This is a genomic window from Citrobacter sp. RHBSTW-00887 (assembly GCF_013728095.1).
GTDB classification, from domain to species: domain Bacteria; phylum Pseudomonadota; class Gammaproteobacteria; order Enterobacterales; family Enterobacteriaceae; genus Citrobacter; species Citrobacter braakii.
In genome coordinates, this window is sequence record NZ_CP056267.1 from 3220419 (window position 1) to 3234730 (window position 14312).

A 14312-nucleotide genomic window follows, 5' to 3' on the forward strand; every position below is an offset into this window, starting at 1 on the left:
TAACAGCTGCCGGGATTTGACTTAAGTATAGAACACCGGGTTTAGGTGCAACTAAGTGTCAGGGTTATCGTGGTGAAACAAACAGTGTTTTACAGCCAGGGCACAGCATTGTCTGCTTAAGGCGAATTTTAGAAATAGATTGGGATGAACGTAAGCCGCAGGCCGGGCAGATGACAGTAGTCGTCGATACGCCGCCGAGGTACTTCATTGCGTAATCGATGAGAGACATGATGATTACCCTTTCGATGAATGAGATTCACTGTACCACGTTTGGATAAAATTTAACCATTTAATTTATCTTCCTATTTTTTATCCAAAAGGGGGATATCACAGGGTAGATGACGACGTTTGCCAAGATAGATATTTGCAGCCACAGGGGCCGTTGAGACCGTTGCTCCGCCACTCTTCGATACGGCTCTCTGCAGTCCGCTCTGGTATACAATCACCCGCTTCGATATTTCTTCCGGGAAATACTATGATATTTACCCTGAACTTTTCCTTTATGCCTTAGTCTAATAATCAAATCCATCTGAAATGAAGAAAATTTATGATTACCAGCCTTTCATTGGTATTTACCGTCATTACCGCTCTGTGCATTATGTTGTTTGCTGCGGTAAAAGTAGGAGTTGGGTTATCTAACAATCCCGACCGAAATGATAATTAACCCATTCGCAGGCTACTACGTCATCCCACTCCCCTCAATGTGATACCCACTGACCACGAAATATTCGACAAGTGCATTCCCTGCCCTGAGCCAGCAGTAGCCCGATAGCGCGGGCTGGCATCGGAAAGGCCCCATTAAAAAGTCAGGCCTTGTCTCTATGGTTAAAAATGAAGGTTTTGACAACATCCAAATTTTTTGACAGCAATAAAAAAGCATTACCTTTTAAGATAATGCTTTTCATTCAAGCTGGGTTTTTAACGATTAGATCAATGTAATTTTAATATCATAGCTTTCAAGCCCAGTCATTTTTTCACGAGCAGTAAACTGGATGTCGGAAACTTCTTTTCCTGTCTTTTTTTTGAGTTCAACAATTTTTTTTGTAATGAATTCAGAAATATCCGCTTCAGTTTTTGTTTTTAACTCTTCGACGTTCATTATTTACCTCTCTTGATCTCTAACGTATCAACGCCAAGTATGTAACATTCCCCGTGGAGCACTTATAACAGCGCTGACATGTTTAAAAGATAGAATGGAAAGACTCAATAATCAAGAGGTTGCAGTGCAATCTTCATACAAGAAAAGCGCAAAAAACCTGCAAACCACTGGACTACTATCTCGGTCGGTAAAGAAACAATCAGATGTCACTTCAAAAGCTTCGATGCTGCCTCGAGAATCTCTTCGGAACTGACATCGCGATCAGAGGCAACATAAACTATTTTATGGTCTCCTGTCAGAGATGGAAATCCTGCTGACATCACGGACAGGTGTGCTTTTTCCCCATTGGGAAACTCACGCATTATTGAAGTAATTCCCTTCATTACGGATACAACAACTGCCGGTTCTGAGTTAAAAAAAACGATTACTTTTTTCATAATGATACCGTGATGGTTCGTACAGAGATGAACGGTTTAGCATACAAAAAAGGCTCCATAAGGAACCTGAACTTTATTTTCTAAAATCTAACGAAGTCTGACCAGAACGAATGTATAGCGCAACATTGTCAAATGTAATCATTATCGATTTGCAAAAAATACATTTTGCTCCGAAAGGATTTTTTTCAGTAACATCAAAGCTCGACGTTCTGTACTGAGATCCGCGGCAACACGGGCATCTGAAGTGAATATGATGTGTAATAACAGTTACCTTATACAACCACGACATTAACTGCTGAGGGGCCTTTAGGTCCCTGTTCAACACTAAACTTAACTTCCTGATTCTCATTCAGCGTCTTGAAATCGTTACTCTGGATAGCAGAAAAGTGTACAAACACATCTTTACTGCCATCTTTAGGGGTGATAAACCCAAAACCTTTTTCAGGATTGAACCATTTAACTAAGCCAGTCATTTTATTAGACATAATTATTACCTTTCTTGAGTAAGCCCTTGGGCAGAATGGTCCGAAAAAAATCATCAGAGAGAGAAGCTAGCAAGGAAATCTCAACAGGAACAAGAAATAAAATTATTACAGCGACTGCTTTAGATAAATTCGTTACAAACCAAGAATTCATTAACGCATGATTAACCAAACATAGCAAGATTTAGTTTTATAGGGAAATCGCACATGATTCTTATCATAAAAATGAATTTAAATAGCTTAAATCGAAAATTATGTCATGCTGCTTAAGACCTTTATCTATCACCCTAAGTTTTCAGGGATTTTGACTCACGGAAGAGTCGTATTTCCTCCATCTCAGCATAATATTTAGCGTCTACCACGAAATTTCCGAGCATGTCAGAGAGAATTACAACGTCAGCTCCGGCTGTTTTGCTTTTGGCAGGAACGGCAAGATTTCCGGTGTGCTTTGCGGCATGCAGACGAGGGCAAGATTTGTTGCATCGGTGCGCAGCCGGCAAAGAGTGACAGACAGGATAGAAAAAGCCGCATATGGCTGCCTGGGTTATATTTATCAGTAGATTGATCGCGTCTTAATGCCCGGCTGACACTAAGCTCACCATAACAATGCAAAAATCCTATTGTTGGTGCAAACGCACCGTCATAGCGCATCACTGAAACAATATGAAACAATCAAACAATCAATGCCCATGCTTTTTTGTTTGTTGTTGACATTTAAATCTGCCATTAATTAGGAACCGAATCTGTGGAGGATATTTATGCTCAAACTTTTCCATTACCATTCTCAATACTGGATATTTCTCGCACTTGCACTTTCTGTTTACGTAGTTGCTTTTCGATAACACATGAATAGGTTGTGTACTGCTTCCATCTAATGTAGCCAGAACTTATATCCCATGAGCTTTGGTCCGGGCCTTAGCTCATCAAAGTGCATATGTTATAAATATAATGATACCGTTGCTGATATAAAGCCGTGCACAGACACCATCTAACCTGTTTTGCTTAGCCTTATAACAACCTGAAAAAGAAAACGTTTTAAACATGCTAACCAGTATTTTGGAAGCCCACAACTTTTTAATATCTGTCAAAGTCAACATGTTGAATTTAAGTCAGAGGCCACTCAAGATTTGTAGAACCGCTTACCACCATAATGCCAAATCCAAAGATAATGTGGGTATTAAAAATTACGTCTTCTTTCGCTACTGCATTAGCAATTGATTAACAATAACCTATGTCAGGCATCGCCCTCCTTTTTTATAAGTTAAAAAAGTAAGACGAGATTATTTTTTCAGTGTATATCTGAATATTCTTTATAATTCTGTCTATGTTAAAGATTTTAACCAATGAAAAACAATATTTTTTCCATTGAACGGAATAAACCGATAAGTCCTTTAGAACTTAAGATTTACCGCAACTATCGTGTAGTTCATGGGATCCGTATTGCTTTAGCATTTGTTATAACTTTCTTACTGATAAGAATGTTGAATTTACCAGACCACTCCTGGCCCCTGATTACACTGGTTGTGGTCATGGGACCAATTAGTTACATGGGCAATGTGATACCCAGGGCACTTGAACGTATGGCGGGAACTGTAGGGGGTGCGATTTTGGGGATCATCGCATTACACATTGAAATGTACTCTCTCACTATGATGATGCTGTGGTGTGGATGCGCAGCTTTCCTTTGTGGTTTTCTGGCCATGAGTAAACGTCCCTATGCCGCATTATTGATTGGTATCACGCTGGCGGTTGTCAGCAGCGCTCCTGCAGGAGACTTACAAACAGCATTGTGGCGAAGCACCAACATTATTATAGGATGCATTCTGGCGATGTTGTTTACCAGCATTTTTCCCCAAAGAGCATTCATTAACTGGCGTATACAACTTGCTGACTTTCTTTCTGATTATCTAAAAATAACAACAGCGGGAGTCTCCCGAAACGTTCTTGCGCCCCCGAGAATGGCCAAACTTCAAACGCGAGCGCTGAATAATGTAGTAAAAATGCGCAGCCTTATTACACCAGTAAATAAAGAAACAAAGATTGCGAAGAGTCTACTTGAAGATATTCAATCGATAACCCGCGATATGATAGCGGCGCAAAAATTTCAGATAAATGCCCACTGGGCATCCCGTGGCAGTCGATTTCTCATTTTGAATACTCACACTCTGTCAGATATGGAACAAATGACCCGTAGCACCCTCAACACCCTCGCACATGCCTTGCATGAAGGAAACCCAACGCCGATAGCATCAAATAGCGAGCATCTTCTCGAAATTACTAAAGAGTTGCATTGTCTTTTACTCGCCAATGAGGGCGAGGAAATCATTGAAAGCGCCGTTCACGGATATGTTTGGTTGAGCATTCAGCTTGCTATCCAACTTGAAGCACTATCAACCCTAATCACAAAAGCGCTTACAGAAAATAATTAATTTCAATGTCAATCGACAAATATGTAATCATTATTGCCTCACACCGTCCAGATATCACAACCTATCTTTTAGTAATGAAAAAGGCCCATTCTATTGTGTGGGCCAGAAAAGAAGAGTTTTGCACTACCAGGCTGGATGCCTCTCAGTAGGTCTTTGATTGAGAGACCATAATCCGTGATCACCGTAGGTGATTTATAACTCGTTTACAGAACAGATTTTTTCCTGATAAATATCAATATTTCTCTTATCTCATCGGCCTTTTGACCGTGCAAGGCATGACTTTTCCGTTCGATCAAATCAATGATATTCCCTGTCGTAACCCTTTTTCCATTTTCAAGTAGCTGGATAACTGTTTCACCAATTTCCTGGGCCATAATATGGTTTTGTATGATTCTCAATGCGTTGCCCTTTATATGGTTATTAGTAATACCGTTACACATCAGACATGATGTTAATAGCAAAACAAAAAATACAATTCTTTGCCCAACTTACTTGTATGTTGCACGGATAACCCTGAAATGACAAAACCCCGTTAGAACGAGGTTTTTATTCATGGTGTAACCATAGAGGATCAAACCCTCGTCTCCTGCAAGTTCAAAAGTCGCCCGCTCAATTCGATGAGGTAGTAGCAGACTGACGGCCCTTGTTGGACTTAAACCAGTGCCTGGCAATGATAATGAATCTTGCCACCTTAACTGGAAGGTCAGAGCCAAATGTTACTTTCGCAACACCTGTTCATTTGATTTACTGGAAATATATGGCGCATAGTTATCAGGTGTGATCATTGATGATTTACAAAAAATACACTTTGCACCAAAGGGATTTTTCTCAGTCACATCAAAATGGGAAGTTCTGTACTGTGACCCATGACAACAAGGGCACTTAAAATAAATATGGTCGGTCATGATGTTAGCCTTTATTTGCTACAACACTCACTACCGCAGTGATATCCAAAAGATCTATTTAACTAATAATTTCTCTTGGTTTTCAGTATCAGGTTACAACTCACTATTAAAAGCAATAAAAAATAAATATTTCTTATCAGTTCACATGAGGAATCTAAAATAATATAATTTTCTTTATATTATAGCACCAGCGATTTTTGGGATGTTGTTAGCTTTTACGAATGCACTTAAGCGTGCAAGAAAAACTACAGAGGTAAAACAACAAATGACATTTATAAAATAATCATTTCAACTGTTCTACCCAATGATTAGACTCAGACATCTGTTCAGCTTTATGTTGACAGATGTTGAGTTTCTGAAAAACTAATATATCTACTCAGGCATTCACCGTCTTCGCTATCGTATATTAGTTTACATCAGGAAAAATATCAGGCAGCTACAACGTTTTCAGCTGACGGCCCTTTTGCACCAGCAGTAATGCTGAACTCAACTTTTTGGCCTTCATTCAGCGTTTTAAAGCCACCACTCTGAATAGCAGAAAAGTGTACAAACACATCTTTACTACCATTGTCAGGGGTAATAAAACCAAAACCTTTAGACTCGTTAAACCATTTTACTAAACCAGTCATTTTATTAGACACAGGTAATTCCTTAAATTCTATGTAGCCTTACGGCGAAAAGGGCTTCGCACACAATCTAATTAGCAACGATAAGAAGGCTCAAAAGAAAGGATTATCTGTGGATAACGCTTGAGATGAGAACTGCTTTACTAAACCGCTTTAATGGGTCTGTGTACCTAACCAACCCCTCATTAATCACACACCCCACAAACAATAGCAAGTTATTTTTTCATTTAATTTTTCGCAAAATCTTAGAAATGGAAACTGAGACAGCATAATCAATGAGTTCTGTTCACTAGCAATAACATACAGCCGGTCGCCCCCCGGATAACGAAAAACAAAATAAAATATATTTATCAGTCACTTAAAGAAAAGCCCGTTTCAATCCGTAAAAATCCAGCAACGAATTTTCGTGCTATTTTTCGCAGTTCAGGAAATTAAAGCAACAAAGAAAATCATTTCATCCAACCAGTAAACTCTGAAACAACCATAACATTTACAAAACTATGCTCCTTTTGTTTCATATCAGTGTATTATCAGAGAAGGAAAATTAAAAAATTTGAAGGAGAAAAAATGCAACGACAGGCAATGATTTCATCAAAAATAAAATTTATTGGTTACTACCCATTAGAAAAGATACTGGAGATTGGGTTCGTAAATTCTTCAACTTTCCAGTATGTGGGCGTTCCTGAAAGCATCTATAACTCTTTTCTCACAGTGCAATCTAAAGGCCGTTTCTTTGACGGTGTCATTAAAGGTAAATTCTTGTGTCGTAAAACAGGGTGATTCAAGAAATTTACGCTGTAGATAGCGTAAAACGCCGTTCTGGTGTTTTCTGTTTTTTGTTACCACCGGGCCAGGAAATTGATATCCAAAAAACCACTATTCCCGTCAATTTCGTTACCCTTCGTTAAGCATGCTCCCTGCAGCGTTCACAGGTTTCAAACACTGGGACGCCATGCTCTTTCGTGGCTTTGCAGTCAAGTACCTCCTCTTTACCACCACAGCGGTAGCGTGCGCTAATTGTTCCCTGAACCGATTGCTATACCGACACTCGCAGTCAGCAATTAGTAAAGCTGGTCATTTAAATGGCCTTTTTTTCCCGATCATCCTAAAAATTGTTGTAAAATTCGCGGCCTTAGTGATAGCGGCTTCTTTTTGGCTATCTGTTTTGGCGGGAAGTTTTGGAGAGATTTTGGAGAAGAGAAAAAGTTGATTATTTTCAATACTCTGAAAACATCGCGCCTTCTGAACAAGAAGGTGAAACGCGAATGATCGGTCGGCTGCTCAGAGGCGGTTTTATGACCGCCATCTACGCGTATCTGTATATCCCAATCATTATTTTGATTGTGAACTCCTTTAACAGCTCGCGCTTTGGCATCAACTGGCAGGGTTTTACCACCAAATGGTACGGCCTGCTGATGAACAACGATAGCCTGCTACAGGCAGCGCAACACTCGCTGACGATGGCGGTGCTATCCGCCACGTTTGCCACGCTGATCGGCTCACTCACAGCGGTTGCACTGTACCGCTACCGTTTTCGCGGTAAACCGTTTGTCAGCGGCATGCTGTTCGTGGTGATGATGTCGCCGGATATCGTAATGGCGATTTCTTTGCTGGTGCTGTTTATGCTGATCGGCATTCAACTGGGTTTCTGGTCACTGCTGTTCTCGCATATCACTTTTTGTCTACCTTTTGTGGTGGTGACGGTTTACTCACGTCTGAAAGGTTTTGATGTACGAATGCTTGAAGCCGCCAAAGATCTCGGCGCCAGTGAAGTGACTATTCTGCGCAAGATTATACTGCCTCTGGCAATGCCTGCAGTGGCTGCCGGCTGGTTGTTGAGCTTTACGTTGTCGATGGATGATGTCGTCGTGTCGTCCTTCGTTACCGGGCCTGGTTATGAAATTTTGCCGTTAAAAATCTACTCAATGGTAAAAGTCGGCGTATCACCAGAGGTGAACGCGCTGGCGACCATTTTGTTGGTTCTGTCGCTGGTTATGGTGATTGCCAGCCAGCTTATTGCACGTGATAAAACCAAGGGCCGCTAAGGCCCTTAATTCAGGGGACGTTAAATGATGAAAAAATGGTCACGCCACCTGCTCGCGGCGGGTGCTCTGGCACTGGGCATGAGCGCCGCTCACGCTAATGACAACAACACGCTCTATTTCTATAACTGGACCGAGTATGTCCCGCCTGGGCTGCTGGAGCAGTTCACCAAAGAGACCGGCATTAAGGTTATCTATTCGACCTACGAGTCGAACGAAACCATGTACGCCAAGCTCAAAACCTATAAAGACGGCGCATACGATCTGGTGGTTCCGTCCACCTATTACGTCGATAAAATGCGCAAAGAAGGCATGATCCAGAAGATCGACAAGTCGACGTTGACCAACTTCCACAACCTCGATCCGGAAATGCTCAACAAGCCATTCGACCCCAACAATGACTACTCTATCCCGTATATCTGGGGTGCGACGGCCATTGGCATCAATAGCGATGCCATCGACCCGAAAACAGTAACCAGCTGGGCCGATCTGTGGAAACCGGAGTACAAAGGTAGCCTGCTGTTAACGGATGATGCGCGAGAAGTGTTCCAGATGGCGCTGCGCAAGCTGGGATACTCCGGCAATACCACCGATCCTAAAGAGATTGAAGCCGCCTATAACGAATTGAAGAAGCTGATGCCTAACGTCGCGGCATTTAACTCTGACAACCCGGCCAACCCGTATATGGAAGGCGAAGTCAATCTGGGGATGGTGTGGAACGGCTCCGCGTATGTTGCGCGTCAGGCAGGTACACCGCTGGAAGTGGTATGGCCGAAAGAAGGTGGGATTTTCTGGATGGACAGCCTGTCTATTCCAGCAAACGCAAAAAATAAAGAAGCTGCGCTGAAGCTGATTAACTTCCTGCTACGCCCGGACGTGGCGAAAGAAGTCGCGGAAACCATCGGTTATCCGACGCCAAACCTGGCAGCACGTAAGCTGTTAAGCCCTGAAGTCGCGAACGATAAAACCCTCTACCCTGATGCAGAAACCATCAACAAAGGGGAATGGCAGAATGATGTCGGTTCCGCCAGCGCTATCTATGAAGAGTATTATCAGAAGCTGAAAGCAGGACGCTAATTCGGCGTTGTAAGGAATGCCCGATGGCGCTGCGCGTATCGGGCAAAAAAATCACAGTCCTTTCAATAATTTCTCAACAAACTCAGGCACCACCTGGCTTGCCGGACCGTAATACTTCTCTTCAAACTCGCTTCCTACCTGGCTCGGTTCGAGATTTAGCTCTACCGTATGCGCCCCATGTAGTCGAGCTTCATGCACAAACCCCGCTGCCGGGTATACATGGCCCGATGTACCAATCGCAATGAACACATCGGCCATTGCCAGTGCCATATAAATTTCATCCATGCCCAGCGGCATTTCACCAAACCACACCACGTGCGGGCGCAGCGGCGCCGGAAACTGGCAACAATGGCATTTATCTTCCGCAGTCACATCGCCAGTCCACTCCAGAATCTGCCCGCTTTGCGAACAGCGAACCTTGAGCAGTTCGCCGTGCATATGGATTACGTTCTGGCTGCCCGCACGTTCATGTAGGTTATCAATGTTCTGCGTCACCAGTAAAAAACGGTCGCCCAGCTCGGCTTCGAGTTTTGCCAGCGCGATATGCGCCGCGTTAGGCTGGATTTCTGATTGTTGCAACTGATGACGACGGGCGTTATAAAACGACTGGACCAGTTGCGGATTACGACTAAATCCTTCCGGAGTCGCAACGTCCTCTACCCGATGTTCTTCCCAGAGACCATCCGCCGCGCGAAAGGTTCGAATTCCTGACTCAGCGGAGATTCCCGCTCCCGTCAGTACCAGCACTCTTGGTTTTTCCATCAATTCAGGCACCACTCTGTCTCTGAAAAAGATTCGTTGACGCAGGCGATCGCGCATATGGCGTTTATTTTTACGAAAGCGGCTTAACCGATGACCCCGGCGCGACAGCATAACAACCTCTTTGTATTAATCGGTAAGATGTAGGAAAGCGGCTCCGCGCATCCCGCCCGCATCACCGTGTCGCGCCTGCTCAATACGCGGCACCCGGGCAACCGGCAGCAGATGACGTGGCAGTCGGTCCGCCAGTTGCGTCGTAATAGCGGTAAAATTCGACAAGCCTCCGCCAATCACCACCAAATCAGGATCGACGATAGTCAGGATATTCCCAAGGCACACCGCCAGCAAATCCAGATAGCGTTCAACATGGGCACGTGCTTGTTCATCACCCTGCTCCCACAGCGCGATAATTTCACGGGCATCCAGCGATTGATGGTAATAATGCTGATACAACCATGCAAATCCACCGCCGGAAAGATAGCTTTCGATGCATCCCAGTTGACCGCACCCGCAGCGGCGCAATGGGAAATCAAAGCCCATCAACGTCAGCGCATCGACTGGCAAACGGATATGACCAAACTCGCCGGTGATATAGCTGCGCCCGGTGATGGATTTCCCGTTAAGCACCAGACCGCCGCCAACACCGGTGCCGAGGATCAACCCCATCACGAGTGGATATTGGGTGAACTCGTCATCCCAGGCTTCGGAGAGGGCAAAACAGTTAGCATCGTTATCCAGACGCACATCGCGGTCAAGGCGAGCGCTGAGATCGGCGCGGAGCGGCTTACCACTGGCAGCAGGAACGTTGGCCGCATACAGCGTGCCGTCTTCCGTTTCCGGCATGCCAGGAATGCCGATGCCTACCGAACCTTTAACGCCGAACCGCTGGTCCGCTTCCGTCACCAGATTGCAGACCGCATCAAGGAAAGCGTCATAGCTGTCGCGAGGCGTAGGGACGCGTGTTTCCCATTGCAAACGACGTTGCTTATCAAACACGCCCAGCGCAATTTTGGTCCCGCCGATGTCAAATCCGTAATACATCACCGCTCCTTGATACACGTCATCCTTCAAGATGCCTTGGGGTTGGCTGCGCCCTCCCCCTCCAGTCACATCGTTATCTATGCTCGTGGAGATTTCGGTTTGCCGCCTTACCGCCGCATGAATGCTTTCGTGTATATATTGTTATTGGCCGCTAAGTACTCTCGCAGGATCAATATTGCTGGCGCGACGCGCCGGATACCAACTTGCCAAAAGACTCAGCACGAGTGCTGTCACCAGCACGTAAATCACATCCAGCCAGTGTAATTCCGATGGCAGGAAGTCAATGAAATAGATATCGCCGGACAGGAACTGATGGCCGATAAGAGCTTCAATCCCGTTAATGATCGGCGTCAGTTGCAGCGAGACAACCACCCCAATGACGACGCCTATCAGGCTACCGAACAGACCCGCCAGCAGGCCGTACCAGACAAAAATGGCACGGATAAGGCCATCTTTAGCCCCCAGGGTTCTTAATACCGCAATATCGCCGCTCTTGTCTTTTACCGCCATCACTAACGTGGAAACGATATTAAAACAGGCCACGCCAATCACCAGCACCATCGCCAGATACATAATGGCGCGGATCATCTGGATATCGCGATACATATAACCGTAAGTACCGATCCAGCTCTTAATGTACACATAGTTATTGGTGACTTCACCCGCGTCTCGCACCAGCTTATTGGCGTTAAACACGTCGTTCACTTTCAGCGCGATCCCGGAAACGCTGGATCCCATATCCAGGTATTGCTGCGCATCTTCCATTGGGATCATGGCAAAACTGTGATCGAGCTGACCGCTCAGTTGCAGGATCCCCGTGACGTGCAAACGCACGCGTTTAGGCTGCTGTAACTTATGATCCGCACTGGCGTTAGGGATCATAATCGATATCCAGTCGCCCTGCTTCACCTTCAGCGCATCGGCAATTCCCTTACCAATAATGATTTGTTGCTCACCCGCTTTGAAATTATCCCATGCGTGGTTTTGCACAAACGAGGGTAGCGCGCTTAAACGCTGCTCCTGCTGCGGATCAACGCCCTTCACCTGCACTGCGCGTAGGTTCGCCCCACTCTCCACCAGCCCGGTAAAGTTAATATAAGGCGCCGCAGCAGCAATGCCTGGTACCTTCTGTACCTTGTCAAGCGCTTCCTGCCAGTTGTTCCACGGCTGGTTCACGGCTTCAATCTCACCGTGCGGCACCACGGCCAGAATACGGTTGTTAAGCTCACGCTCAAATCCGTTCATGGCGCTTAAGCCGACGATCAACACCGCGACGCCTAACGCAATGCCAACGGTGGAAATCACGGAGATCAACGAGACCATGCCGCCGCGCCGCCGACCACGGCTAAAACGCAGACCAATCAATAACGATAAAGGCGAAGCCATTACTCAGCTCCCATCAGGCTCAGTTCAGCCGTCAGGCGACCATCGCGCATTTCAAGCTGGCGGCTCATGCGCTTCGCCAGTTGCAGATCGTGTGTCACCACCAAAAATGCCGTGCCCTGAGAGCGGTTCAGCTCACCCAGAAGCTCGAAAATGCTGTCCGCGTTACGCGCATCAAGGTTACCCGTTGGCTCATCCGCCAGTACCAGGCGCGGGTTATTCACCAGCGCACGAGCAATGGCCACGCGCTGGCGTTCACCGCCTGAAAGTTCAGACGGGCGATGGCTGGCACGATGGTCCAGCCCTACTGCTTTCAGCATATCCCGTGCGCGCTCGGTGATTTCAGCCGGTTTTTTCTTGCCGATCAGCAACGGCATCGCCACGTTTTCCAGCGCGGTAAAGTCCGGCAGCAGATGGTGGAACTGATAAATGAAGCCCAGCTTCTGATTGCGCAGTTCCGCTTTCGCCGCCGACGAGAGTTTGCTCATCGGCTGACCGCTAAAAATGACATCGCCGGAAGTTGGCGTATCCAGCCCGCCTAACAGATGCAGCAACGTACTCTTACCGGAACCGGAGCTGCCGACAATCGCCATCATCTCACCTTCACCGACGCAAAAACTGACATCGTGCAGTACATCGGTCTGCACTGTGCCTTCCTGATAGCGTTTGCACAGGTTGTCGCATTGCAACAGGATCTTATTCATAACGTAAAGCCTCAGCGGGTTGAGTGGCGGCAGCGCGCCAGGAAGGATAAAGCGTAGACAGCAGCGCGATGGCCATCGCCACCAGCGCAATGACGATAACCTGCAGCGGCTCAATGGCGACCGGCAGCGCAGCCCCATCCAGAAGCACACCGATAATTGGCATCAGGTTGTTCAGTTGACTGGCGAGTAATGCGCCCAGCACCGCGCCCAGCAGCGCGCCGATAATCCCGGCACTGGCCCCCTGAACCATAAACACCATCATTATCTGCCGCGGCGTCAGCCCCTGCGTTTGTAGAATCGCCACTTCCCCTTGCTTCTCCATTACCATCAGACCCAGCGAGGTAATAATATTAAATGCCGCCACCGCCACGATCAGGCTAAGCAGCAGCCCCATCATGTTTTTCTCCATACGCACGGCCTGGAACAATTCCCCTTTGCGCTCGCGCCAGTCCTGCCATTTGGTACCTTGCGGCAGCGTTTGCTGGCTCAGCGTATCAACCTTTAACGGTTCGTTGAGCCACAGACGCCAGCCGGTAATATTGCCCACCGGGTAACGCATCAAACGTGACGCATCCTGGATGTTGGTCAGCATCTGGTAGCCGTCGACTTCGCTGTTGGCGGCGAAGGTGCCAATTACCGTAAACAGACGCTGGCTCGGCAGACGCCCCATAGGGGTAAACTGGCTGGCTGAGGGCACCATCACGCGAATTTGATCGCCACGATTAACACCCAGTTGCCCGGCAAGCTGCTCTCCGAGGATGACATTATACTTACCCGGCTGCAGATCTGTTTGCTTCACATTGACCAGATATGGCGTTAATGGATCTTTTTGCGCCGGGTCAATACCCAGCATCACGCCGACTGCCACGCTACGCGCACTTTGCAGTACCACATCCCCCGTGGTTATCGGTGCAACGCGGTTGACACCGTTCAACACCACCGCTTTTTCCGGCAGCTGTTGCGGGTTTAGGGAACCCTGTTCAGACGAGAGGACGGCCTGAGGCATCAGGCCAAGAATATTGTTTTGCAGCTCGCGCTCGAAACCGTTCATCACCGACAACACCGTAACCAGCGCCATTACCCCGAGAGTAATGCCAATGGTGGAGAGCCAGGAAACGAAGCGACCGAAGCGATCTGCTGCACGCCCACGCATATAACGTAGGCCGATGAATAGAGCGACAGGTTGGTACATGAAATCCGTCTGGTTGCTGTTAGCAAAGTCACGAGTATATAAGCGAAAGCGGAATGGGTAAATGACTGAACCGTAAGTGTTCGTCAGCACTATTCTTAAAAGTATAAATAAATCAAACCGCTAAAGTTGTCCCTCT

General features: G+C 46.4%; 18 protein-coding genes and 1 pseudogene. 5 read left to right on the top strand and 14 right to left on the bottom strand.

Annotation, left to right across the window (positions count from 1 at the left end; translation table 11 throughout):
- Positions 1-64 precede the first annotated feature (64 nt).
- Positions 65-229, bottom strand: coding sequence for a YnfU family zinc-binding protein (locus HV314_RS15445; protein ID WP_175299807.1), 165 nt, complete (start codon positions 227-229; stop codon positions 65-67).
- Positions 230-547: 318 nt separating this feature from the next.
- Here HV314_RS15445 and HV314_RS27645 point away from each other — a divergent pair, with 318 nt between their 5' ends.
- Complete coding sequence (locus tag HV314_RS27645; RefSeq protein ID WP_350185928.1) at positions 548-664, top strand: YnaM/YnfT family protein; 117 nt, start codon at positions 548-550, stop codon at positions 662-664.
- Between the two features lie 261 nt (positions 665-925).
- On the opposite strand, the gene HV314_RS15450 is transcribed toward HV314_RS27645, so the two are convergent.
- The 4 genes from HV314_RS15450 to cspE (HV314_RS15465) form a co-directional block, all read right to left on the bottom strand.
- On the bottom strand, positions 926-1099 hold the full coding sequence (locus tag HV314_RS15450) for a GnsA/GnsB family addiction module toxin (RefSeq protein ID WP_016152691.1): 174 nt from the start codon (positions 1097-1099) through the stop codon (positions 926-928).
- 206 nt (positions 1100-1305) lie between these two features.
- The gene (locus tag HV314_RS15455) at positions 1306-1536 is read right to left on the bottom strand and encodes a hypothetical protein (protein WP_019076503.1); all 231 of its coding nucleotides are present in this window, start codon (positions 1534-1536) and stop codon (positions 1306-1308) included.
- Positions 1537-1609: 73 nt separating this feature from the next.
- The gene (gene ymcF, locus HV314_RS15460) at positions 1610-1798 is read right to left on the bottom strand and encodes a cold shock small protein YmcF (RefSeq protein WP_181548109.1); all 189 of its coding nucleotides are present in this window, start codon (positions 1796-1798) and stop codon (positions 1610-1612) included.
- 10 nt (positions 1799-1808) lie between these two features.
- A complete protein-coding gene (gene cspE / locus HV314_RS15465) occupies positions 1809-2021 on the bottom strand; it encodes a transcription antiterminator/RNA stability regulator CspE (RefSeq protein WP_181546062.1) in 213 nt (70 codons plus the stop codon).
- A gap of 1340 nt (positions 2022-3361) precedes the next feature.
- Between cspE (HV314_RS15465) and HV314_RS15470 the strand changes: the two genes are divergently transcribed.
- Positions 3362-4447, top strand: coding sequence for an FUSC family protein (locus HV314_RS15470; protein ID WP_047359316.1), 1086 nt, complete (start codon positions 3362-3364; stop codon positions 4445-4447).
- Between the two features lie 203 nt (positions 4448-4650).
- Here the strand turns inward: HV314_RS15470 and HV314_RS15475 are convergent, their stop codons facing one another.
- From HV314_RS15475 to cspE (HV314_RS15485), 3 genes are all read right to left on the bottom strand, one after another.
- Complete coding sequence (locus HV314_RS15475) at positions 4651-4821, bottom strand: hypothetical protein (protein WP_223307937.1); 171 nt, start codon at positions 4819-4821, stop codon at positions 4651-4653.
- Between the two features lie 342 nt (positions 4822-5163).
- On the bottom strand, positions 5164-5352 hold the full coding sequence (gene ymcF, locus HV314_RS15480) for a cold shock small protein YmcF (RefSeq protein WP_094761497.1): 189 nt from the start codon (positions 5350-5352) through the stop codon (positions 5164-5166).
- Positions 5353-5780: 428 nt separating this feature from the next.
- Positions 5781-5993, bottom strand: coding sequence for a transcription antiterminator/RNA stability regulator CspE (cspE, locus tag HV314_RS15485; RefSeq protein ID WP_005127641.1), 213 nt, complete (start codon positions 5991-5993; stop codon positions 5781-5783).
- A gap of 552 nt (positions 5994-6545) precedes the next feature.
- Here cspE (HV314_RS15485) and HV314_RS15490 point away from each other — a divergent pair.
- The gene (locus HV314_RS15490) at positions 6546-6758 is read left to right on the top strand and encodes a KTSC domain-containing protein (RefSeq protein ID WP_016152687.1); all 213 of its coding nucleotides are present in this window, start codon (positions 6546-6548) and stop codon (positions 6756-6758) included.
- 139 nt (positions 6759-6897) lie between these two features.
- Here HV314_RS15490 and HV314_RS15495 read toward each other — a convergent pair.
- Positions 6898-7005, bottom strand: a pseudogene (locus HV314_RS15495) (antitermination protein Q); the annotation flags it as partial.
- Between the two features lie 238 nt (positions 7006-7243).
- Here HV314_RS15495 and potC point away from each other — a divergent pair.
- Positions 7244-8023 (top strand): spermidine/putrescine ABC transporter permease PotC, encoded by a 780-nt coding sequence (gene potC / locus HV314_RS15500; protein ID WP_003030794.1) that lies wholly within the window; start codon positions 7244-7246, stop codon positions 8021-8023.
- A 27-nt stretch (positions 8024-8050) separates the two neighbouring features.
- Positions 8051-9097 (top strand): spermidine/putrescine ABC transporter substrate-binding protein PotD, encoded by a 1047-nt coding sequence (gene potD / locus HV314_RS15505; protein WP_046274797.1) that lies wholly within the window; start codon positions 8051-8053, stop codon positions 9095-9097.
- Positions 9098-9148: 51 nt separating this feature from the next.
- Here potD and cobB read toward each other — a convergent pair whose 3' ends face one another.
- The 5 genes from cobB to lolC all read right to left on the bottom strand — a co-directional run bounded on the left by cobB (position 9149) and on the right by lolC (position 14176).
- Positions 9149-9970, bottom strand: a complete 822-nt coding sequence (cobB, locus tag HV314_RS15510; protein ID WP_016152685.1) for a Sir2 family NAD+-dependent deacetylase — start codon at positions 9968-9970, stop codon at positions 9149-9151.
- A 15-nt stretch (positions 9971-9985) separates the two neighbouring features.
- On the bottom strand, positions 9986-10897 hold the full coding sequence (nagK, locus tag HV314_RS15515) for an N-acetylglucosamine kinase (protein WP_016152684.1): 912 nt from the start codon (positions 10895-10897) through the stop codon (positions 9986-9988).
- A gap of 141 nt (positions 10898-11038) precedes the next feature.
- Complete coding sequence (gene lolE, locus HV314_RS15520) at positions 11039-12283, bottom strand: lipoprotein-releasing ABC transporter permease subunit LolE (RefSeq protein WP_181546064.1); 1245 nt, start codon at positions 12281-12283, stop codon at positions 11039-11041.
- Positions 12283-12984: a lipoprotein-releasing ABC transporter ATP-binding protein LolD gene (lolD, locus tag HV314_RS15525; protein ID WP_003832278.1), complete on the bottom strand. Its 702-nt coding sequence runs from the start codon at positions 12982-12984 to the stop codon at positions 12283-12285. The genes lolE and lolD overlap by 1 nt, the downstream gene beginning before the upstream one ends.
- Positions 12977-14176, bottom strand: a complete 1200-nt coding sequence (lolC, locus tag HV314_RS15530; RefSeq protein ID WP_003030806.1) for a lipoprotein-releasing ABC transporter permease subunit LolC — start codon at positions 14174-14176, stop codon at positions 12977-12979. The genes lolD and lolC overlap by 8 nt, the downstream gene beginning before the upstream one ends.
- Between the last annotated feature and the right edge of the window lie 136 nt (positions 14177-14312).